The organism is Streptomyces sp. MS06, assembly GCF_047200655.1.
Classification (GTDB): Bacteria; Actinomycetota; Actinomycetes; order Streptomycetales; family Streptomycetaceae; genus Streptomyces.
The window spans coordinates 38453-60267 of sequence record NZ_JBJZOJ010000047.1; the positions used below are offsets into that span (position 1 = coordinate 38453).

At 73.2% G+C, this 21815-nt stretch carries 16 protein-coding genes; 6 read left to right on the plus strand and 10 right to left on the minus strand.

The features are described 5' to 3' along the window. Positions 1–7 precede the first annotated feature (7 nt). Both ACL02U_RS23420 and ACL02U_RS23425 read right to left on the minus strand, forming a co-directional pair. Complete coding sequence (locus ACL02U_RS23420) at positions 8–922, minus strand: alpha/beta fold hydrolase (protein WP_412792869.1); 915 nt, start codon at positions 920–922, stop codon at positions 8–10. A gap of 342 nt (positions 923–1264) precedes the next feature. Continuing rightward, positions 1265–2932: a LuxR C-terminal-related transcriptional regulator gene (locus ACL02U_RS23425; protein WP_412792870.1), complete on the minus strand. Its 1668-nt coding sequence runs from the start codon at positions 2930–2932 to the stop codon at positions 1265–1267. Between the two features lie 412 nt (positions 2933–3344). Here ACL02U_RS23425 and fdhD point away from each other — a divergent pair, with 412 nt between their 5' ends. Continuing rightward, positions 3345–4196: a formate dehydrogenase accessory sulfurtransferase FdhD gene (gene fdhD / locus ACL02U_RS23430; RefSeq protein WP_412792871.1), complete on the plus strand. Its 852-nt coding sequence runs from the start codon at positions 3345–3347 to the stop codon at positions 4194–4196. A 47-nt stretch (positions 4197–4243) separates the two neighbouring features. Here fdhD and ACL02U_RS23435 read toward each other — a convergent pair whose 3' ends face one another. Continuing rightward, positions 4244–5368, minus strand: a complete 1125-nt coding sequence (locus ACL02U_RS23435) for a bile acid:sodium symporter family protein (protein ID WP_412792872.1) — start codon at positions 5366–5368, stop codon at positions 4244–4246. Between the two features lie 161 nt (positions 5369–5529). Here ACL02U_RS23435 and ACL02U_RS23440 point away from each other — a divergent pair, with 161 nt between their 5' ends. The 3 genes from ACL02U_RS23440 (at position 5530) to ACL02U_RS23450 (ending at position 9833) form a co-directional block, all read left to right on the plus strand. Further along, complete coding sequence (locus tag ACL02U_RS23440; RefSeq protein ID WP_412792887.1) at positions 5530–6393, plus strand: LysR substrate-binding domain-containing protein; 864 nt, start codon at positions 5530–5532, stop codon at positions 6391–6393. A gap of 623 nt (positions 6394–7016) precedes the next feature. Beyond that, positions 7017–8843 (plus strand): AMP-dependent synthetase/ligase, encoded by a 1827-nt coding sequence (locus ACL02U_RS23445; protein ID WP_412792873.1) that lies wholly within the window; start codon positions 7017–7019, stop codon positions 8841–8843. 153 nt (positions 8844–8996) lie between these two features. Beyond that, a complete protein-coding gene (locus ACL02U_RS23450; RefSeq protein ID WP_412792874.1) occupies positions 8997–9833 on the plus strand; it encodes an aldo/keto reductase in 837 nt (278 codons plus the stop codon). 194 nt (positions 9834–10027) lie between these two features. On the opposite strand, the gene ACL02U_RS23455 is transcribed toward ACL02U_RS23450, so the two are convergent. The 5 genes from ACL02U_RS23455 to ACL02U_RS23475 form a co-directional block, all read right to left on the minus strand. After that, the gene (locus ACL02U_RS23455; RefSeq protein ID WP_412792875.1) at positions 10028–10729 is read right to left on the minus strand and encodes an SDR family oxidoreductase; all 702 of its coding nucleotides are present in this window, start codon (positions 10727–10729) and stop codon (positions 10028–10030) included. An 86-nt stretch (positions 10730–10815) separates the two neighbouring features. Next, on the minus strand, positions 10816–11742 hold the full coding sequence (locus tag ACL02U_RS23460; RefSeq protein WP_412792876.1) for a class I SAM-dependent methyltransferase: 927 nt from the start codon (positions 11740–11742) through the stop codon (positions 10816–10818). A 5-nt stretch (positions 11743–11747) separates the two neighbouring features. Next, positions 11748–12071: a hypothetical protein gene (locus tag ACL02U_RS23465; RefSeq protein ID WP_412792877.1), complete on the minus strand. Its 324-nt coding sequence runs from the start codon at positions 12069–12071 to the stop codon at positions 11748–11750. Positions 12072–12509: 438 nt separating this feature from the next. Beyond that, positions 12510–14339, minus strand: coding sequence for a glycoside hydrolase family 6 protein (locus tag ACL02U_RS23470; protein WP_412792878.1), 1830 nt, complete (start codon positions 14337–14339; stop codon positions 12510–12512). 57 nt (positions 14340–14396) lie between these two features. Continuing rightward, positions 14397–15899: a cellulose binding domain-containing protein gene (locus tag ACL02U_RS23475; protein WP_412792879.1), complete on the minus strand. Its 1503-nt coding sequence runs from the start codon at positions 15897–15899 to the stop codon at positions 14397–14399. A 255-nt stretch (positions 15900–16154) separates the two neighbouring features. Here ACL02U_RS23475 and ACL02U_RS23480 point away from each other — a divergent pair, with 255 nt between their 5' ends. Beyond that, the gene (locus tag ACL02U_RS23480; protein ID WP_412792880.1) at positions 16155–19076 is read left to right on the plus strand and encodes a glycoside hydrolase family 48 protein; all 2922 of its coding nucleotides are present in this window, start codon (positions 16155–16157) and stop codon (positions 19074–19076) included. 215 nt (positions 19077–19291) lie between these two features. Here the strand turns inward: ACL02U_RS23480 and ACL02U_RS23485 are convergent, their stop codons facing one another. Next, positions 19292–20050, minus strand: a complete 759-nt coding sequence (locus ACL02U_RS23485; RefSeq protein ID WP_412792881.1) for a class I SAM-dependent methyltransferase — start codon at positions 20048–20050, stop codon at positions 19292–19294. Positions 20051–20083: 33 nt separating this feature from the next. Further along, a complete protein-coding gene (locus ACL02U_RS23490; protein WP_412792882.1) occupies positions 20084–20389 on the minus strand; it encodes a 4a-hydroxytetrahydrobiopterin dehydratase in 306 nt (101 codons plus the stop codon). Positions 20390–20840: 451 nt separating this feature from the next. Here ACL02U_RS23490 and ACL02U_RS23495 point away from each other — a divergent pair, with 451 nt between their 5' ends. Further along, positions 20841–21704, plus strand: a complete 864-nt coding sequence (locus tag ACL02U_RS23495) for a helix-turn-helix domain-containing protein (RefSeq protein ID WP_412792883.1) — start codon at positions 20841–20843, stop codon at positions 21702–21704. Positions 21705–21815 lie beyond the last annotated feature (111 nt).

Below are 21815 nucleotides of genomic sequence, written 5' to 3' on the forward strand. Positions count from 1 at the left end.
TGTGCGGTCAGGCGGCCGGAAGTGCCGTGCGCAGGGCTGCGACGAAGGCGTCGGGGTGCTCGAGGTCGGGGTCGGCGCCGCAGTCGTCGATGACGTGCAGCGGCCAGCCGTACCGGGCCGCGGCGCGCTCCCCGTACTTCAGCCGTGTCTCGGGGTCGTCGCGCCCCCAGACGAGCGTGGTCGGCACCGTGATGCGGTCGAGTTCGGCCTCCGGGATGACGGGACGCACGAACGCCTTCGTCAGGGTTCGGCCGGCGGCCTTCACCTCGGGCGTGCGGGCCCGGTCGAGGACGTAGTCGGCGATGCCGTCCCAGTCCTCCCCCAGGTCGTCCCGGACCGTGTCGAAGTCCGTCATGCACCGGCCGAGCATGCGGTCCCGGGTGCGTTCGGTGGTGTGCGCCTGGAACGCGGCGACGGCGAGCGCGAACCGGGGTGCCGGGCGGAACGGCCCGAGTCCGTGCGCGTCGGCGAGGACGAGTCCGGTGACGAGGTCGCCGTGGGCGGCCGCGAACCGGGCGGCGATCGCGCCTCCGATGTTGTGGCCGACGAGTACCGGCGGGGCGGGGCAGGTGGTCCCGATGAGGGCCGCGAGCCATGCGGTGACCCGGTCGGCGGTGGGCGGGCGGCCGTCGTGGATCTCGGAGGCGCCCTGGCCCGGCAGGTCGGGGACGATCAGGGTGCAGGTGGGCGCGAGTCTCCTGATCACCCGGAGCCAGACGGCGGAGGTCTGCCCGATGCCGTGCAGGAGCACGACGGGTGGGCCGCTGCCGCCCTTGAGGTAGGAGGTCGACACGCCGTCGAGGTCGCTCCGGTGCTCGGTGAGCGGGATGTCCTCCAGCACTCGCCGCCGCGCCTCCTGGGCGGCGGTGTGCTCCGGAGGGTGCGGGGTCACCGTGCGGTCCGCAGCGCGGGTCCTGGTCATCGCTGCCTCCTCTCGCTCCGCGGCGCCGAGGTCTCGGGACCTCCGGGCCTCCGGGCCTCCGGGGCCTCGCGACTCTTCAGGCCTCGGGGCCTCGGGGCCTCCGGGCCTCCGGGCCTCCGGGCCTCCGGGCCTCCGGGCCTCCGGGCCTCCGGGCCTCCGGGCCTCCGGGCCTCCGGGCCTCCGGGCCTCCGGTGCCTCGGCACCTGGTGCCTCGTGCCTCCGCGCCTTCGTGAAGGCACGCAGCCAGCCTCGTCGGGGTGCGCGGCCCGGCGCATCGGGCGAACGGCGCATCTCCGGGCGGGCCCGGACGTGGGTGGAACGACCCATGCGCGCGTACCGCGGTCACACCAGGTCGTGCTCGTAGGCGTACGCGGTGGCCGCGGACCGGGTGGAGACGCCTAGCTTGACGAACATGTTGTTCAGGTGGCGGCCTACGGTCTTCTCACTGATCACGAGCGTGGCGGCGATCTCGCGGTTGGTCGCGCCGCCCGCGACCAGCCGCAGCACCTGCGTCTCGCGCGGTGTGAGCCCGCCGGGCCGGCCGGGGCGCCGCGCGCGGCCCACCGACCTCGCCAGCCGGTCCACCCGCGCCAGCTGCGGGGCGGCGCCGACCTGTTCGAAGACCTCCCGGGCGGCGTCCAGTTGCAGCGCGGCGGTGTCGTGGTCGCCCTGCAGCGCACAGGCCTCGGCGAGCAGCACGCGCACGCGTGCCGCCTCGTACGGCGCCCGCAGCTCCTGCCAGGTCGCCCAGGCGGCCCGCAGGACGTCCTCCGCCGCGGCGGCGTCCCGTTCGGCGAGCAGCACGGCGCCGCGGGCGGCACCGGCCACCGCGCGCAGGTACGGCGAGGCGAGGTCGCCGGCCGCCTTGCCGAGTTCGTCGCAGGCGTCCCGGGCGGCCTCGGCGCCTCCCGCCGCGAGCTCGATCTCCACCTGGGCGGCGAGGATGCGGCAGCGTTGGACCCGGTCGCCGTCGGCCTGGGCCGCGAGCCTGCGGATCGCCGCCTCGGCGTCGTCGGTCCGGCCCTGGGCGAGCCGCAGCAGCGCCAGTCCCGGCTGGGTGGGGTGGCCCCACCGGTCGGCCTGGCGGTACGCCTCCTCGGCGTGCGGGTGGGCGCCGCGCAGCCGGAGCAGTTCGGCCCGCTGGTACTGGGCCATGCCCAGGGCGGGATCGGCGGTCGGGGCCGCCATGTGGGCGCAGGCCTGCTGCGCCTCGGCGAGCGCCCCGGACCAGTCACCGCGCAACTGCATGATCTCCGAGCGGTGGACCAGGCACTGCCCGCGGTAGGGCTTGAGGTCCGGTTGGGCGTCGCACCAGCGGCTCAGTGCCGCGGTCCACTCCGCGGCGCGGTGCACGTCGAAGGTCTCCCGGCACGCGATGATCACGGCGCAGTAGACGAGGCCCGCGGCGATCGGCGAGACCTCGCCGGCCGTGACGGCGACCATCGCCTCGTCGAGCAGCGCCGTGCCCGGTCCGGGGTCGCCGGCGCTGATCAGCGCCTGCCCCTGGCCGAGCCGGGCGAGGGCCGTCAGGTCGGGGTCGCCGAACCGGTCGGCGATGCGGGCGGCGCCGGCGAACTCGGCGCGGGCGGCCTCGTGGTCGCCGCACTCCAGGGCCTGCAGGCCGCGGGGGACGAGGAGGTAGCCGCGTTCGACGCAGTCCTCGGCCGCCTCCTCCAGGAACCGTGCGGCCCGGGCGAACCAGCCGCCCGCCTGGGCGTGGCGTCCGTGCCGGGCGAGCGCGACCCCGAGCCAGAAGGCGCAGCGTACGGCGCGGGCGGTCCGGTCGTCCCGGTGGAAGGCGAGGCAGGCCCGCTCCCAGGTCCGCACGGCCTGTTCGTCGCGCCCGTTGAGGTAGGCGGCCACGGCGAGTCGCTCCGCGTCCGGTGCGGTGAGGGGGGCGAGGTCGTCGGCCGCCGACAGCCGGTCGCAGGCGTCGGCCCAGGCACGCCGCCGGTACGCCTCCCGACCCTGCACGAGGAGGTCGGAGGCCGCTGTCGTCCGCTCCGCCATCGCCTGCTCCTCGGGCGGAGGTGTTCGCTGGTCCTCACGTCCACCGTACGCCCAGCGGGTCGCGGGCCGTGCAGGGCCGCGGGCCGCACCGGGATGTACGGGAGGGAGGTACGGGAGGGAGGTACGGGAGGGAGGTACGGGTTACGGGGGTGCGCGGCGGGGGCGGAGGGTGCGCGGCAGGTGCGGGTGGAGTGCGTCCCAGGGGGTGGGGTAGCCGGGTGCCGGTGCGCGGGTGCGGGTTGCGGGTGCCCCGGGTGCGGGTTGGCGGAGGTGGGGGCTGTGTGCCGGTGGCGGGTGTGCAGGACAATGAGGGCGTGAAGGTCGCCCGGCCGCTCGACCGACCGGCGGCGCGCGGCGCCTTCGGCTTCCAGGGCCGCTTCGGCCTCCAGTACGCACAGGACCGGGACAGGGCATGGGACGAGTCACGGAACGACGCAAGGTGATCCGCGTCCGGGACGGGTCCGTCTCCGCGCGCCCCGACACGCTGGTCGCGGAGGAGCCGCTGGAGATCCGGCTCAACGGCCGGCCGCTCGCGATCACCATGCGCACGCCCGGTGACGACTTCGCGCTGGCCGTGGGCTTCCTGGTCAGCGAGGGCGTGCTCGGCGACCGGGCGGATCTGCGCAATGTCGTGTACTGCGCGGGCGCCACGGGGGAGGGAGGGGAGAACACCTTCAACGTGGTGGACGTCAGGACCGCGCCGGGGGTGGAGCTGCCCGACATCACCCTGGAACGCAACGTGTACACCACCTCGTCCTGCGGGCTGTGCGGCAAGGCGAGCCTGGACGCCGTCCGCACGACCGCACGCTGGCCGATCGCCGACACTCCCCCGGTGCGCGTCGAGCCGGAGACGCTGACGCGCCTCCCGGACCGGTTGCGGGCGGCCCAGCGGGTCTTCGACCGGACCGGGGGCCTGCACGCCGCCGCCCTGTTCGACGAGAGCGGCGAACTGCTCGACGTGCGCGAGGACGTGGGCCGGCACAACGCCGTCGACAAACTGGTCGGCCGGGCGCTGCAGCACGGGGAACTGCCGCTGTCCCGAGCGGTGCTGCTGGTCTCCGGCCGGGCCTCCTTCGAGCTGGCGCAGAAGGCGGTGATGGCGGGCATCCCGGTGCTGGCCGCGGTGTCCGCCCCGTCCTCGCTCGCCGTCGACCTGGCCGCGGAGACCGGCCTGACCCTGGTGGGCTTCCTGCGCGGCAGCTCCATGAACGTGTACGCGGGCGAGGACCGGGTCGCCCTGCGGGCGGCGGCCGCGCGGCACTGAGCGCGGGTCGGCCGCAACCGGCGTGCGCCGGGTACCGCCGGAGCACGTCAGCGGGCGGGCGGTCCGCTGCCGACCGCGGTCCGCGCCGCGCCGGTACCGGGTGCCCCGGCCGGTCCCGGGAGCGGATCGCGGGCCCGGCGCCGCGCGATCACCGCGCACACCATGAGCTGCATCTGGTGGAACAGCATCAGCGGCAGCACCGCCAGCGAGGCGTGCGCGCCGAACAGCACACCGGCCATGGGCAGCCCGGAGGCCAGGGACTTCTTCGAGCCGGCGAACTGGATGGCGATGCGGTCCTCCCGGCCGAACCGCAGGGCTTTCGCGCCGTACCAGGTCAGCAGCAGCATCACGGCGAGCAGCACGGCCTCGACGGCGAGCAGGCCGCCGAGCCGGGCCGGGCTGACCTGGTGCCAGATGCCGCGCACCATGCCCTCGCTGAAGGCGGAGTAGACGACCAGGAGGATCGAGCCGCGGTCGACGTAGCCGAGGAGCCTGCGGTGCCGGGTGAGGAATCCGCCCACCGCTCCCCCGTCGCCGCCCTGCCCCGGGCCGGGTCCCGCGCTGCCGGCCTGCCGCGCGGCGCGGCGGCGGGCCCGGCCGGCTCCGCGGTTCCGCAGGAGCTGGCCCGCGGCGAACGGCACCAGCAGTTGCAGCACGATCTTCAGCAGTGAGTCGGCGGAGAAGCCGCCGGTGCCTCCGCCCAGCAGCAGCGCGGCCAGGAGCGGGGTGACGACGATGCCGACGAGGGAGGAGAAGGAGCCCGCGCAGATGGCGGCGGGCACGTTGCCGCGGGCGATGGAGGTGAAGGCGATGGAGGACTGGATGGTCGACGGTACGAGGGTGAGGAAGAGCAGGCCCTGGTAGAGCGGCTGGGTCAGCAGCACCGGTACCAGAGCGCGGGCGGCCAGCCCGAGCAGCGGGAACACCAGGAAGGTGCAGGCCAGCACGGTGGCGTGGAGCCGCCAGTGCCGCAGCCCGTCCAGGGCCTCCCGGGTGGACAGGCGGGCCCCGTAGAGGAAGAACAGCAGTGCGATCGCGGCGGTCGCGGCCGCGGAGACGACGTCGGCGGCCGTGCCCCGCGCGGGCAGCAGCGCGGCCAGGCCCACCGTCCCGAGCAGTAGCAGGACGTACGGGTCGATCGGCAGCCGACTCGGCCACTGCAGGCGTTTCACGGTGCTCCACGTGCTGTTCGGGCGGTGCGCGCGGAAGCCGTACGGGCTTCCTGCCGAGGCGGGGGCCTCTCCCCCATCGTCTCCCTCGGGCGGGCGATCGGGAATCCGGGATACCGCTCTGACTGTCATCGCATTTCGTGATGAGCGGCTACGGTGGCGGCATGTACGACCCCGCCCAGCTACGGACCTTCCTGGCCGTGGCGCAGACGCTGAGCTTCACCCAGGCGGCGCGGCGGCTCGGGCTGCGCCAGTCGACCGTCAGCCAGCACGTCCGGCGTCTGGAGGACGCCGCCGGACGGGCGCTGTTCAGCAGGGACACCCACTCGGTGGAGCTGACCGAGGAGGGCGAAGCCATGATCGGCTTCGCGCGGCGGATCCTGGAGGTGCACGAGCAGGCCGCCGCGTACTTCGCCGGCACCCGGCTGCGCGGCCGGCTGCGGTTCGGCGCCTCGGAGGACTTCGTGCTGACCCGGCTGACGGACATCCTGGAGTGGTTCCGCCGCGACCATCCGGAGGTCGACCTGGAGCTGACGGTGGAACTGTCGGGGACGCTGCACGAGCGGCTGGCGGCCGGGCAGCTGGATCTGGTGCTGGCCAAGCGGCGCCCGCAGGACCCGCGGGGCGACCTGGTCTGGCGCGACGAGTTGGTGTGGGTCGGCGCGGAACGGCTGCGCCTGGACGTCGGCCAGCCGGTGCCGCTCATCGTGTACCCCCCGCCCGGGATCACCCGGGCGCGTGCCCTGGACGCGCTCCAGCGGCAGGGGCGGACCTGGCGGATCGCCTGCACCAGCGGCAGTCTGAACGGTCTGGTCGCCGCCGCCCGCGCCGGCCTCGGCGTGATGGCGCACTCCCGGGGCCTGGTCCCGCCGGGACTGGTGCGGGTGCCGGAGCGGGCCGGGCTGCCGGAACTCGGCCGGATCGACTTCGTCCTGGTGCACGGCAACGGCCGCGGGTTGGCCCGGGACGCCGCGCAGGCGCTGGCCGCGGCGATCCTGGCGGGCGGGGATCGGCTGCACCGGCACTGAGCGGGACACCGGACGGTTCCCCGGTCGATTCCCCGGACGCCGCCCGATCAGCGGGTCCGGCGGCCGAGCAGCGGCGGCGGAGGCCGAGCGCGGTGGCGGCCGGGCGGGCGGCAGGCGAGTCGCCGGCAGGCGAGCAGCGGCCGAGCGGGCGGCAGGCACGTCGGCGGCAGGCGAGCAGCGGGCGGGCGGCAGGCACGTCGGCGGCAGGCAAGCAGCGGCCGAGCGGACGGCAGGCACGTCGGCGGCAGGCGAGCAGCGGGCGTTAGGCGAGAGGGCAGCGGGCGGGCGACGGTGACGGAATCCGGCCGGACGGCGCTGAGAGAGGTGGAGGCGGGTGGCCCGAAACGGGCGTGCCTCCGCTGTGAGCGGGTCGTACAGATTCCGTGGAGAAAACCGCAACGGTACTCACCGAACCGTCGGTTTTCTGTCCGGCCCTTCCGCATGTGCGCCCATTTTCCTCCGCTGACCAGGGCTGATGCGGGATACCGCCAGGCGTGCGCCCCCTCCCCGCGCCGGGCCGGGTGGGGTAGCTTTCACGGCGCTGTGCGAAGCGTCCGGAAAAGCCCCCGGACACGCGCCGCAGGAAGCCGATCACTTGAGGAGCGGAGAGCGGAGAGCCGGGATTGCGCGAGTACACCAACCCTCCGTCGGCGTCGGCACCGCCGGCGGGTGGTCTGGCCGACGCCGTCTTCCGGCATGCCGAGGAGGAGCCGGAACGCGTCGCGCTGGGCCGCAAGGACGAGACCGGCCGGTGGCGCGAGGTCACCGCGGCCGGTTTCCGCGACGAGGTCCTCGCCCTGGCCAAGGGGCTGCTGGCCGGCGGGATCCGGTTCGGCGACCGGGTCGCCCTGATGTCCCGCACCCGCTACGAGTGGACCCTGTTCGACTTCGCCCTGTGGACGATCGGCGCTCAGGTGGTGCCGGTCTACCCCACGTCGTCGGCCGAGCAGTGCTTCTGGATGCTCCACGACTCCGAGGTCACGGCGGCGATCGTGGAACACGAGGACCACGCGATGACCATCGCGACCGTGATCGACCGGCTGCCTCGGCTGCGCCGGCTGTGGCAGCTGGACGAGGGCGCCGTGCAGGAGCTGTACGACGCGGGCGCACACCTGGACGACGAGGTGGTGCACCGGCACCGGGAGGCGGTCACCCCGGACACCGTCGCGACCGTCATCTACACCTCCGGCACCACCGGCCGGCCCAAGGGCTGCGTGCTGACGCACGGCAACTTCATGTTCGAGGCGGACACCGTCATCGAGCGCTGGCAGCCGGTGTTCCGCTCCGGGCGGGGCGACGAGGCGTCGACCCTGCTGTTCCTGCCGCTCGCGCACGTCTTCGGGCGGATGGTGGAGGTGGCCGCGGTCCGCGGCCGGGTCCGCCTGGGCCACCAGCCCCAGCTCAACGCCGCCGCCCTCCTTCCCGATCTGCAGACCTTCCGGCCGACGTTCATCCTCGCCGTCCCGTACATCTTCGAGAAGGTGTTCGCCGCCGCCCGCCGCAAGGCCGAGCAGGAGGGCCGGGACGGCGCGTTCGGGAAGGCGGTCGAGGTGGCGGTGAACTACGCGGACGCGGTCGAGGCCAAGGCCTGGGGCACCGGGCCCGGGCCGTCGGCGGCCCTGCGGATGCAGCACCAGTTCTTCGACAGGCTCGTGTACGCCAAGGTGCGCGCGGCGATGGGCGGCCGGATCCGCAACGCCATGTCGGGCGGTTCGGCGATGGACCGCAGGCTCGGGCTGTTCTTCGTGGGCGCGGGGGTGCAGATCTACGAGGGCTACGGACTGACCGAGACGACGGCCGCGGCCACCGCCAACCCGCCCGGCCGCACCCGCTACGGCACCGTGGGCCGGCCCGTGCCGGGGGTGACCGTGCACATCGCCGAGGACAACGAGGTGTGGCTGCACGGCGCCAACGTCTTCCAGGGCTACCTCAACAACCCGAAGGCGACCGGCCGGGCCCTGCACGACGGATGGCTGGCCACCGGCGACCTCGGCGCGCTGGACGAGGACGGCTACCTGACGTTGACCGGCCGCAAGAAGGAGATCCTGGTGACGTCCGGCGGCAAGAGCGTCTCGCCGGGCGTGCTGGAGGAGCGGGTGCGCGAGCACCCGCTGGTGAGTCAGTGCCTCCTGGTCGGCAACGACCGGCCCTTCATCGCGGCCCTGATCACCCTGGACCAGGAGGCCGTGGAGCACTGGCTCCAGATGCGCGGAAAGCCGCGCATGGCGCCGGGCGAGCTCGTGCGCGACGCGGACCTGGACATCGAGGTGCGCCGCGCGGTCGTCGCCGCCAACACCCTGGTCTCGCAGGCGGAGCAGATCCGCGCCTTCCGGGTCCTGGCGCAGCCGTTCTCCGAGGAGCAGGGGCTGCTGACCCCGTCGCTGAAGCTGAAGCGCAGGGCGATCGAGAAGGCGTACGAGCGGGAGGTCCGGGAGCTGTACGGCGCCTGAGGCGCGGCGTGACCCGGCGGCGTGACCCGGGCGACGTGACCCAGGCGACGTGACCCAGGCGACGTGACCCGGGCGACGGGGAATGCCGCGGGACCCGTGATCGTTGACGATGGGAGACGTATCCCTGACGGACAACCGAAGGATCAAGAGCCCGTGAGCAGCAAGGTCCCCCCGATCATCCTCAACAACGGCGTGGAGATGCCCCAGCTGGGCTTCGGTGTCTGGCAGGTACCGGACGACGAGGCGGACCGGGCGGTGGCCACCGCTCTGGAGGCCGGGTACCGCAGCATCGACACGGCGGCGATCTACGGCAACGAGGAGGGCACCGGACGCGCGATCGCGGCCTCCGGGCTGCCCCGCGAGGACGTCTTCGTCACCACCAAGCTGTGGAACAGCGACCAGGGCTACGACGCCACCCTGCGCGCCTTCGACACCTCGCTGGCCAAGCTGGGCCTGGATTACGTGGACCTGTACCTGATCCACTGGCCGCTGCCGGGCCGCGGGAAGTACGTCGACACCTACAAGGCGTTCGAGAAGCTGCACGCCGACGGCCGGGTCCGGGCGATCGGCGTCTCCAACTTCCTGCCGGAGCACCTGCGGCGGCTGATCGAGGAGACCTCCGTCGTGCCGGCGGTCAACCAGATCGAACTGCACCCGTACCTCCAGCAGCGCGCGGCCCGCGAGTACCACGCCGAGCAGGGCATCGCCACCGAGGCGTGGTCGCCGCTCGGCCAGGGCAAGGACCTGCTGGAAGTGCCGGCGATCGTGGCGATCGCGCGGAAGCACAACCGCACCCCGGCCCAGGTGGTGCTGCGCTGGCACCTCCAGATCGGCAACGTCGTCATCCCGAAGTCGGTGACGCCGTCCCGTATCCGGGAGAACATCGACGTGTTCGACTTCAGCCTGGACCAGGAGGACCTGGCGGCGATCGGCGCACTCAACGAGGACCGGCGGATCGGCCCGGACCCGGCGAAGTTCGACCTGGGCTGACCCGGGAGCGGGCCGTGCCTCCCGCTCCCGGCCCGGCGGCCGCGCCCGCCGCCACCGGGTGACGGCCCCGGCCGCGGCGACCCCGCCGCTCGCGCCGGCCACCGTGCCCGCCACGCGCCACGCCCGCCACGCGCATCGCGCCCGGTGGGAGGGGCACCGGTCCGGTGCCCCTCCCACCGGGCCGGGCCACCGGCTCAGTTCGGCTGGCCCAGCGGTCGTACGACGACGGTGTTCACGTCGACGCCGTCCGGCTGCCGGACCGCCCAGACGACCGAGTCGGCGATCTGGTCCGCCGTCAGCAGGCGACCGGGCGGCAGGGTGCCGGTGGCGTCCCAGAAGGGGGTCTCCACCCGGCCCGGCGCGACCAGCGTCACGCCGATACCGAACTCGGTCACCTCGCGGCGGGCGTTCTCGGCGAGCCCGGTGACCGCCCACTTCGTCGCACCGTAGATGTTGCCCGGCGTGTTGACGAAGCCGGCGACGCTGCCGATCAGCACGATGCGGCCGCCGGTCTCCTTCAGCGCGTCCACGGACGCGCGGATCAGCAGGGCGGGGCCGAGCACGTTGGTCAGCACCATCTGCGTCCAGCCCGCCGGGTCGCCCTGGGCGACCGAGTCGTGGGTGGCGAAGCCCGCGTTGGCGACGACGGTGTCCAGCCGGCCGAAGGCCTTGACCGTGCGGGCCACCGCCTCCTGCACGTCGCCGTACTCGGCGGCGTCGCCGGGAACCGTCAGCAGTTCCGCGGGTTCGCCGAGTTCCGCGGCGAACCCGTGCAGCCGCGCCGCTCCGCGGCCGGTGACGGCCACCCGCCACCCCGCGTCCAGCAACCGCCGCGCCACCGCCGCGCCGATGCCGCTGCCGCCTCCCGTGATCAGTGCGACCGGTGAGTCCTTCATGAGTGCCCCCCTTGGTGTGCGAAGAGCGTGCAGTCCACCACTTGGAGCGCTCTCGAGGTCAAGTGCCGCCGGCTCCGGCCTCCCCGCTACACCGGCTTGACCGCGGTGTGCACGGTGTGGGCGGCCAGCACGAACACGTCGCTCCTGCGGTGCACGCCCGCCGGGTCCTGCGGATCGAGCAGGCGGTCGAGGACGGCCCGGTCCCCGGCGGCGAGGTCGTCACCGAACCGCTCCCGCAGCCGGCCCAGCGAGGCGGCGACGTAGGCGCGGACCCGGTCGCCGGCCGGGGCGGGGAGGTCCAGCAGGAAGGTACGGCTGCGGGCGTGCTTCAGCCCGGTGGAGGCCAGCAGCGCGGGCCAGTCCTCGGCGACCGCGACGCTGCCCGGCAGCTCGGTGCGCATCCGGTCGAACCACTCCTCCTCCAGCACGTCCAGGCGCGCCTGGAGCCCCGGGCGGCCGAGGCCGATGTCCCGGGGCAGGAACCGGGCCGGCAGGCCGCCCTCCATCAGGGCGAGGGTGCCGCCGGGCGCGAGCCGTTCGGCGAAGGAGGCGATCCCCGCCAGCTGGTCACCGAGGTGGTGCAGGCTGCGGCTGGCCCACAGCAGGTCGGCCGGATAGTCCAGGTCCGCCAGCACATCGGGGAGTTCGCCGGTGAGGGTGCCGAAGCGGTCGGCGAATCCGGCCCGCTCGGCGCGGGCGGCGGCGTGCTCCAGCAGCGGTCCAGAGCCGTCCACCGCCAGCACCCGCGCGCCCGGGAACGTCTCCGCGAGCAGGCAGGAGACCACGCCGGGTCCGCTGCCCGCGTCGACGATCAGCCCCGGCTCGGTCACCTCCCTGCCCAGCCAGGCCAGGGCCCGCTCGTACAGCGGGGTGAACAACTCCGCCTGGTGCTGGAGCAGTTCGGCCATCTCGGCCCAGTCGATGTCGGTGCCGTCGTGCCCGTGAGGCCCGTCGTGCCCGTGGTGGTCCTGGGAGCCGTGCGGGTGCGGGGAGCGGTGGTGGTCGTGCGCCATGGTGGTCAGCCTCTCGTCCGGTTGCCGCCGGAGTGCGGCGACGCACCGGCCGGGGGCCACTCGTGTTGCGGGGCCGGCAGGAGATCCGGTGCGAGGTGGGTGCGGAGCAGGTCGTCGTGGCGGCCCGGGAGGACCAGTTCCAGGCGGTGGGGCAGACCGTGCGAGGAGAGGGGTGGAGGCGGTGTGCGGTGCCGGGTGAAGTACAGGGCGGTGCGGCCGGCCGCTCCGTCGGCGGGGTTGTGGCCACCGCCGTCGGGGTGCAGCCCGCCGTGGTCGCGGAGCAGTGCGCACAGCGCGGGCAGGTGCCGGGGGGACGCTTCGCTCGTCACGGCGAGGTGGTCCTCGCGGCGGTGCAGTTTGTGCAGGCCTCAGGACGAAGGTGCCCGGACGTTCGAACCCGGTGCTTGGCGGCGGGGGCGGAGCACTCCGCGGGCGCGGGCGACGACCGGTCGAGGCGGGGCGGGCTTCCGTAGCGGCGGGAAGCCCGCGGTTGAGCCACGAGCCGGCCCGGCCCACCTACGCGGGACGGGCCGCAGGCCCGGGGTCTCCACGACCCGCCGGAGCCGCAGGCGGCGCCGGGAACCGGCAGGCGCACGCCCGCGCACGGCCGCCGCCCGGCGCACCACGGCACGGCGCCCCGGCGCAGCCGCCGCTGCGTCGGGGCGCCGTGCGAGGTGGTGCGGCCGGACTGCGGCCGCGGGGCGGTGGGATCGGCGATCCGCCGGGGGCTCCCCTGAGGGCCGGGCCCCCGGCGGACGCTCACGGTGTCACGGCAGCGGAGGGTAGGCGTTCTGCATCAGCTGCTGGAACTGCGCGGAGAACCAGTGACCGGCCACCGGCGCGTCGGGCAGCGCGCCCGTAGGGTTGTTGCCGTTGCGCGAGTTGCCGCCGTACGTCGGGTCGCACATCCGGTCGAAGCCCTTGCCCTCGTCGTTGGCGATGGCGGAGCTGGACCCGTCGGACTCGCCCGGGGGCTTGACCCACACGTAGGCGTCGATCCCGGCGGCGGGTGCGGCGGTGGGCCGTTCGCCGAGGCCCGCACCGCTCTGGTTGCACCAGTTGCCGGCGTGGATGCGGCGGTCGATCCGGCTGCCGTCGACGTAGTCGTCCACCGAGGTCGTCGGACCGGGGCCGGTCGGACGGGCGGAGCCGCCCCAGCCATCGCGCGAGGTGTCGATGAGCATGCCGAGGCCGGAGTTGAAGCCGGCCGAGACCAGGCTGCTGCGCAGGGCCTGGGCGAAGCTCTGCTCGTCCACGTACTGGTTCCAGTCGACCCACTTCGACTGGCGCACCGTCTGCCCGTTGACGGAGTCGCCGATCGAGAAGTACGGCTCCTTGACGGGGCTGTAGTTGGCGGTGTTCACGATGAACCCGGCGACGTCGTCGACGCTGGCGCCGTTGGTCGTGGCGACCTTGGCGAACTCCTGCACGGACGGGTCGAAGTTGGAGTCCCAGCCGAGCCAGCCGTGGTGGCCGGCGTCGATGTAGTTGTAGACGTTGGGGATGGCGCCGAGCTTGTCCAGGGCGTAGCTGACGCCCTTCTCGTAGTTGCCGTTGGACTTCATGGTCACGCAGTTGTCGGTGGTGGTGTTGGTACCGCCGGCGTTGGTGACCAGGTTGGGCAGCGAGTCGGGCTCGATGACGGTGGCGATGCGCAGGCCCGCGTAGGCCGGGTCGGACAGGATGTCGGCGATCGGGTCGATGTACTCGGACTTGTACCGGTCGAGGTCGTCGGGGCCGAGCTCGCCGTTGGAGGCGAGGGCCGCGCAGTCGCGGCCGGGCAGGTCGTAGATGACGAGCTGGATGGTCAGCTCGCCGCTGCCCTTCTGGGCGAGGGCCTCGTCGAGGTGGTCGCGCAGGCTCATGCCGCCGTTGACGCCCTGGATGGCGGCGATGCGGTCCAGCCAGACCGCGGTGGGCTCGTCGGCGATCCGGCTGCCGCCCGGTTCGGCGGCGGCGTTCGCCGACCACTCCGGGTTGACGTACACCTTGGCGCCGACGTAGGGGTTGTCCACCCGGCTGCCGTTGCCGCCTCCGTTGTCGCCGCCGGTGCTGCCGCCGGTGTCCCCGCCCGTACTGCCGCCCGTACTGCCGCCGGTGTCTCCACCGGTGCTGCCGCCGGTGTCCCCGCCCGTGCTGCCGCCCGTGTCGCCGCCGGTGCCGCCGTCGTCGACGTTGCAGGTCACACCGTCCAGCGTGAACGTGGCCGGAACGGCGTTGGTGCCGCTGTAGCTGCCGTTGAAGCCGAAGCTGACCGTGCCGCCGCTCGCCAGGCTCCCGTTGTAGGACTCGTTGTCGGCGGTGACGTCGGCACCGCTCTGGCTGATCTTCGCGTTCCAGCCGTTGGTGATCTGCTGGTTGCCGGCGTACGACCACTGCACCGACCAGCCGCTCTTGGCTGCGCCGTTGTTGGTGACCGTGACCGCGGCGGTGAAGCCGCTGCCCCAGTCGTTCTGCACGGTGTAGTCGACGCTGCAGGGGACGGATTCGGCGGAGGCGGCGGCACCGGGAGCGGCGGCGAACGCCGTTCCGGTGGCTCCGGCCACCACGGCCAGGGCGGCGAAGAACGCCGTTCTGCTGGTTGTGGTACGGCTCATGAGTGCGGGTTTCCTTATCCTTGCGGGTTCACGAAAGGGTGTGCCGTGCGGGATGGTTCAGGGATTGATCGCGGCCAGGTGGTCATGCAGCCCGGCTCCGTACGACGTGGGTGTGCCGTCGTAGTCGGAGATGAGCGAGGGCCCCGAGGAGCAGTCCCAGGTGTTCCAGGTCCAGCCGAGGTAGGACAGGTCCCGGTCGTCGAACCACTGCATGACCCGGTCGACGAAGGAGTGCGAGCAGGTGTTCTCGCCGATCTCCCCGGCCACCAGAGGCACCTGGGCCGCGACGGGGGCGAGGGTGGTGTTCCAGCAGCTCTCGCTCGCACAGGTGTTGAAGTTGTACACGTGGTACGCGGCGGCGAGATCGCCGGCCGGGTCCTGCGGACGGTACGTCAGCCACTGGCTGAGGTCGTTCGCGTACGCCAGGCCGCCGACCAGGATCGGGTTCGTGGAGCCCGCTGACCGGATGCTGTCGACGAGATCCTGCATACCGGCCACCTCGTAGTCGATACCGGGGCAGCTCCCGCCGTCCCGCCAGCACTCCCAGGCCTGGGTGGCCGTGGAGGTGGCGCGGTCCGGGTAGGGCTCGTTGAACAGGTCGAACACCACTGCCGGATCGTCGGCGAAGGTGCTCGCCACCGAATGCCAGAACGACGGCGAGTACCGCGCGTCGGGCATCGGCTTCTGGCAGGTGGCGTGCACGTCGGAGCAGCCCGCCGAGTTGCCGGTGTACTGGCCCCAGCTCCAGTGCAGTTCCAGTACCGGGGTGAGGTCGTGCGCCTCGAGCCTCGTCACCAGGTCCTGCACGGCGGCGACGTAGTTGTCGCCGGCGTACGCGGGGTCGACGTTGGACAGGCCGAGCCAGCACTCCTCGTTGAGCGGCACGCGGACGGTGTTGGCGTGCCAGTCCGCGATGGCCTGGATGGCCGCGTCGTCGACCGGGCCGTCCCAGATGCCGTACCCCTGCACGCACATGAACTCGCCGCCGGAGCGGTTCACGCCGAGCAGGCGGTGCGGGGCGCCGTCGGCGTCCACGAGCTCGTTGCCCGAGACGTGCAGGGCCGGCGGCCCGTCACCACCGCCGCCGGGCGGGTCGGTCGGACCGCCCGGGTCGGTGGGGCCGGTGGGATCCGGTGTCGGTCCGGGCTCCTCGTTGCAGCTGGTGCCGTTGAGCTTGAACGCCGTGGGCGCGGTGTTGGCACCGGAGTACGACGCCAGGAAACCGGCGCTGACGCTCGCACCGGTGCCCAGGGCACCGTTCCAGCTCTCGTTGGCCGCGGTCACGGTGGTGCCGGACTGGGACCACTCGGCGTTCCAGCCCTGGGTGACCTCCTGGCCGTCGGCGAAGTCGAAGGTCAGGGTCCAACTGCTCAGGGGCGCAGCGTTGTTCGTGATCTGCACGGCGCCCTGGAAGCCGCTGTCCCACTGCCCGGCGACGGAGTAGTCCACCGTGCAGGCGGGTGCGGCCGCCTGTGCCGTGACGACCGGGACGATCGCGCTCCCGAGGAGCGCGGCCGCCCCGGCGACGGCTAAAAGTACTGAACGCGGGGGGTGTCGCATGAGCGACTCCTTGCAGTTTGGCGCGCCGGGACCGACGCGTCGACTGATGGAACCGCTCCCACTGGTGGGACAGGAAGGTAGCGCCAAGTGACCGCAAAGAACAGGGGCGTTGCCCAACTTTTCGACAACCGGCCCGTCGAATCATTTCGAGTATTCGAAGACCTTGACCGATTCCGGGGTCGTCCTCACTATGGGAGCGCTCCCACTGGTTCAAGCCTTGACTTCTCCGAGCCGCACCGAGGAGGAACCAGCACCATGCATCCCCCACCCAGGAGACGCTCAGCCGCCCGCCGATGGTGGACCGCAGCCGTCGCCGCCCTGGCGCTCCCGCTGTCGATGCTCGCCGCCGGCGCGACCACCGCGCACGCGGCGTCGCTCCAGTGCAGCGTCGACTACACCACGAACGACTGGGGCTCCGGCTTCACCGCGGACCTGACGCTCACCAACCGGGGCACGGCCGCCGTCGACGGCTGGACCCTGACCTACGCCTACTCCGGCGACCAGCAGCTCTCCAACGGCTGGAACGGCGTCTGGAGCCAGTCCGGCAAGGCGATCACGGTCGACAACGCCTCGTGGAACGGCACCATCGCCGCCGGCGCGGCGGTGACCACCGGCGCCCAGTTCTCCTACAGCGGAACCAACACCGCCCCCACCTCCTTCGCCATCAACGGCACCACCTGCACGGGCGCGCACCAGCCGCCGGTCGCCGTGCTGACCAGCCCGGGGGCGGGCGCCGTCTACTCGCAGGGAGAGGCCGTTCCGCTCGCCGCCACCGCCGCGGCCGCCGACGACGCGACGATCAGCAAGGTGGAGTTCTACGACGACACCACCCTGCTGGGCACCGACACGAGCGCTCCGTTCCAGCTTTCGGTCTCCGACTTGACCGTGGGCAGTCATTCCCTGGTGGCGAAGGCGTACGACAGCCTCGACGCCTCCGCGGAGTCCACCCCGGTCGGCATCACGGTCGCCCAGGGCCCCTCGGTGGTGGCCTCCACCAACCAGCTCGCCGTCCAGCAGGGCGAGTCCGCCTCGTACGAGCTGAAGCTGTCGACGCAACCGTCCTCCGACGTGACCGTGGCGACGGCCCGCACCGACGGCAACACCGGGCTCTCCGTCGCGGACGGCGCCTCGCTCACCTTCACCCCGTCGAACTGGGACACCGCGCAGCAGGTGACGATCGCCGCCGACTCCTCCGGCACCGGTGCGGCGACCTTCACCTCGACCGCCCCCGGCATGGTCGCCGCCTCGGTGACGGTCAGCCAGATCGGCGCGACGAAGGACTACGACGCCCGCTTCCTGGACCTCTACGGGAAGATCACCAACCCTGCGAACGGCTACTTCTCCCCGGAGGGCATCCCGTACCACTCGGTCGAGACACTGATCGTCGAGGCGCCCGACTACGGGCACGAGACGACCTCCGAGGCATACAGCTACCTGCTGTGGCTGCAGGCGATGTACGGCAAGGTGACGGGCGACTGGTCGAAGTTCAACGGCGCCTGGGACCTCATGGAGACGTACATGATCCCGACCCACGCCGACCAGCCGACCAACTCCTTCTACGACGCCTCGAAGCCGGCGACCTACGCGCCCGAGCTGGACACGCCGGACCAGTACCCGGCGCAGCTCGACAGCTCCGTCTCCGTCGGCTCGGACCCGATCGCCGGGGAGCTGAGGTCCGCCTACGGCACCGACGACGTCTACGGCATGCACTGGATCCAGGACGTGGACAACGTCTACGGCTACGGTGACACGCCGGGCGGCACCTGCGAGGGCGGTCCGGACGCGACCGGGCCCTCGTACCTGAACACCTTCCAGCGCGGTGCCCAGGAGTCGGTGTGGGAGACGATCCCCCAGCCGACCTGCGACGCCTTCAAGTACGGCGGCGGCAACGGCTACCTGGACCTGTTCACCGGCGACAGCAACTACGCCAAGCAGTGGAAGTACACCGACGCCCCGGACGCCGACGCCCGTGCCGTGCAGGCCGCCTACTGGGCGGACGTGTGGGCCAAGGAGCAGGGCCAGGGCGCCGAGGTGAAGTCCACGGTCGCCAAGGCGGCCAAGATGGGCGACTACCTGCGCTACTCGATGTACGACAAGTACTTCAAGAAGATCGGCGACTGCGTCGGCCCGTCGGCCTGCCCGGCCGGCTCCGGCAAGGACTCCTCGCACTACCTGCTCTCCTGGTACTACGCCTGGGGCGGCGCCACCGACACCTCCGCCGGCTGGGCCTGGCGGATCGGCTCCAGCCACGTACACGGCGGCTACCAGAACCCGCTGGCGGCCTACGCGCTCAGCTCGTACCCCGACCTGGAGCCCAAGTCGGCGACGGGCGCCGCGGACTGGGCGAAGTCCCTCGGCCGTCAGCTCGAGTTCTACCGCTGGCTGCAGTCCGACGAGGGCGCCATCGCGGGCGGCGCCACCAACAGCTGGGAGGGCCGCTACGCCACCCCGCCGGCCGGCACCCCGACCTTCTACGGCATGTACTACGACTGGGAGCCGGTCTACCACGACCCGCCGTCCAACCAGTGGTTCGGCTTCCAGGCATGGTCCATGGAGCGCGTCGCGGAGTATTACCAGCAGACCGGTGACGCCGACGCCAAGGCCGTGCTCGACAAGTGGGTCGCCTGGGCCCTGTCCGAGACCACCGTCAACCCCGACGGCACCTACCAGATCCCGTCCACCCTGCACTGGAGCGGCCAGCCCGACACCTGGAACCCGTCCGACCCGGGCGCCAACAGCGATCTGCACGTCACCGTCGCCGACTACACCAACGACGTCGGCGTGGCGGGCGCGTACGCCAAGACGCTGACGTACTACGCCGCCCGGTCCGGCGACACCGAGGCGAAGTCCACGGCGAAGGCGCTGCTGGACGGCATGTGGGACAACTACCAGGACTCGCTGGGCATAGCGGTCCCCGAGACCCGCTCCGACTACAACCGCTTCGGCGACGCCGTCTACGTGCCGAGCGGCTTCAGCGGCACCATGCCGAACGGCGACGCCATCGACTCCTCGTCCACCTTCGCCTCGCTGCGCTCGTTCTACCAGGACGACCCGGCCTGGTCGAAGATCGAGGACTACCTCGCCGGCGGTGCCGCGCCGGTGTTCACGTACCACCGGTTCTGGGCCCAGGCGGACATCGCCCTGGCCATGGGATCGTACGCGGAGCTCCTCGAATAAGTCCCCGCTGAAACTCCGCGTGCACAGGGGCCCGGCACCGGCGCCGGGCCCCGACCGGGCGGCCCCACCCGCATTGGGGGCCGCCCGGCTCTCACACACCCGGGCCTGTTCGGCCAACCGATCAGGCGGCCAACCGATCAGGCGGTCAGGCAGTCAGGCAGTCAGGCGGTCGAACGGCCGGTGCGGGGACGCCCGGACGGCCGGTACGGGGACGCTCAGGAGGCCGGGTCGGAAGGCTGCTTGCGGAACGCCCGCAACGTGAACTCGGGTTCGGGGCGCGGCCGTTCCTGGTCGGGCAACCCGGCCAGCCGGTCGGCGTACCGTTCGCTGAGCGGGTCTCCGGGGGGCAGCGTGACGAACCAGCCGCGGCGCAGGTCGGCGATGGTGCGCCGCGGGCTGCGGCCCTGGCCCAGGCCGGGAAAGCGGGCCAGACCGGCGGGGACCAGCCCGTGCGCGCGAGCGTACGACTCCACGTCGGCGTCCGCGTCGTGCACCGGGGAGCGCGGGCGGGAGGCCAGCACCGCGTCGATGTCGCTTCCGACGTTGTGCGCGGCGGCCTTGTCGACGGTCGTGACGTACACCCCGCCCGGCCGGAGCACGCGGGCACACTCGGCGACCACGGCGCGCGCCTGCGCCGGGCCGCCGACCAGGTGCAGCAGCCAGACGGTGGCCACCGCGTCGAACGCGGCGCCGGGGAACGGCAGCCGGCGGCTGTCGGCACGGACCACCGCACCGGGCAGGCGGCCCGCCGCCTGCCGGACCATCGCGGCGGCGAGGTCGACTCCGGTGACCCGCAGGCCGTCCCGGGCTCCGGCCAGGCGCCGGGTGACGATGCCGGTTCCGCAACCGGCGTCGAGCAGGCTCCGCGCCTGCGCGGGCACCAGGCCCAGCACCGCCTCCGCTGCGGCGGCCGCCCGGGGTTCACCGCCGCGCAGCGCGTCGTACCGTTCGGCTTCCTGCTCGTAGTCGAGCACGGTCCCCCCGTCCTGGCTCCGCTCCGGCCCCGGTCACCGCGCCCCGTGCGCGGGTGCGAGCTGCTCCACCCGGCGGGCCAGTTCCACGTCGAGTGCGGTGACCGCGCCGCCGGCGCTGTGGGTCTGCACCGCCAGGGAGACGGTGTTGTAGCCGAGGGTGAGGTCGGAGTGGTGGTTCAGCTCCTCCTGCACCCGGGCGACGTGGACGACCAGCGCGGTCGCCGCGAAGTGGTCCGGCAGCCGGTAGGAGCGGGCGAGCCGGCCCCCGTCGAGCGACCAGCCGGGCAGCTCGGCCAGCCGCTCCTCCAGGTCCTGCTGCGACAGCGCTTCGACGGCCATGGCCGACTCCTCCTGCGGTGGTCCGGCGCGTACCCGTCCAGCCTGCCACAGGTCGCGCCCCGCGGCCCTGGTCACGCGCCGCGTCGCCGGGGCGGGTGCGCCGGCGGGCGACCGCCGGCTCGGCGCCCCCCGGGTGCAGCGCTCCACGGGCCGCGGTCGTGGACCCCGGTCCCTCGTGCACCGCAGCCGCCTCCGCCGCCGACCGGGGGTCGTTTCGCTGCTGCGGGCCCGGCGCGGGCGGCGGCGGGTCAGCCGGCCGGACCTGTCGCTGCGGGCCGGTTCCTCCCGCTGATCGTCGAGCAGGGGGCCGGCCCCTGCCGTTCGTGTCGCCGCTCTCGGCCCGCTCGGCGGCAGGCGACGTGGCGAAGGCCTCCCCTCCGCCCCGGTGAGTCCGCGGCCGGGCCGTGACAGACTGCGGACATGCTTCGGCGACGCGCAGGGGAGACGTGGCGTGAGTGAGCGGCGTCCGGCGCCCACCGTGGGTCAGGTGGTGCTCGGCAAGAGGCTGCAGGAACTGCGGGAGGCGGCCGGCCTAAGGCGCGAGGAGGCGGCACAGGTTCTGCGGGTGGCGCCCGCGACGGTACGGCGGATGGAGACGGCCGAGGTCGCGCTGAAGATCCCGTACGTACAGGTGCTGCTGGAGACCTACGGTGTGCCCGCGGACGAGGCCGCGGTGTTCGTGGAGCTCGCCGAGGAGGCCAACCGGCCGGGCTGGTGGCAGCGCTACCACGACGTGCTGCCGGACTGGTTCAGCCTGTTCGTCAGCCTGGAGGGCGCGGCGAAGATGATGCGCTCCTACGAACCGCACTTCGTGCCGGGACTGCTCCAGACCGAGGACTACGCGCGCGCCGTCCTGGAGTCCGGGACGGTCGGGCAGACCACTCCGGAGGCGATCGAGCGGCACGTGTCGCTGCGGCTGGAGCGGCAGCGGCTGCTGGACCGCCCCGACGCCCCCCACCTGTGGGTGATCATGGACGAGACGGTGCTGCTGCGTCCGGTGAGCATGCGGTCCGAGGTGATGCGGGGCCAGTTGGACAAGCTGCTGGAGTACGCCGAACGGCAGCGGGTCACGCTTCAGGTCGCCGAGTTCGCCTCGGGGCCGCACCCGGGTACGTACGCGCCGTTCTCGCTCTTCCGGTTCGCGGAGCCGGAACTGCCCGACATGGTCGTCACGGAGTACCTGACCGGCGCGCTGTACCTGGACTCGCGTGCGGAGGTGTCCGCGCACCTGGAGGTGCTGGACCATCTGACCACGCACGCCGCGTCGGCGCAGCGCACCAGGAAGATCCTGCGCGAGTGCCGCGAGGGTTTCTGAGCCGGGCGGACCGCCGCCCTGGTCCCGGTCGTGCGCTCTCCGGGACGTGGGCCGACGCCGGTGACCGCCCGCGGTGACCCGTACGGGTGCGGTGAACGGGTGCGCCGCCGT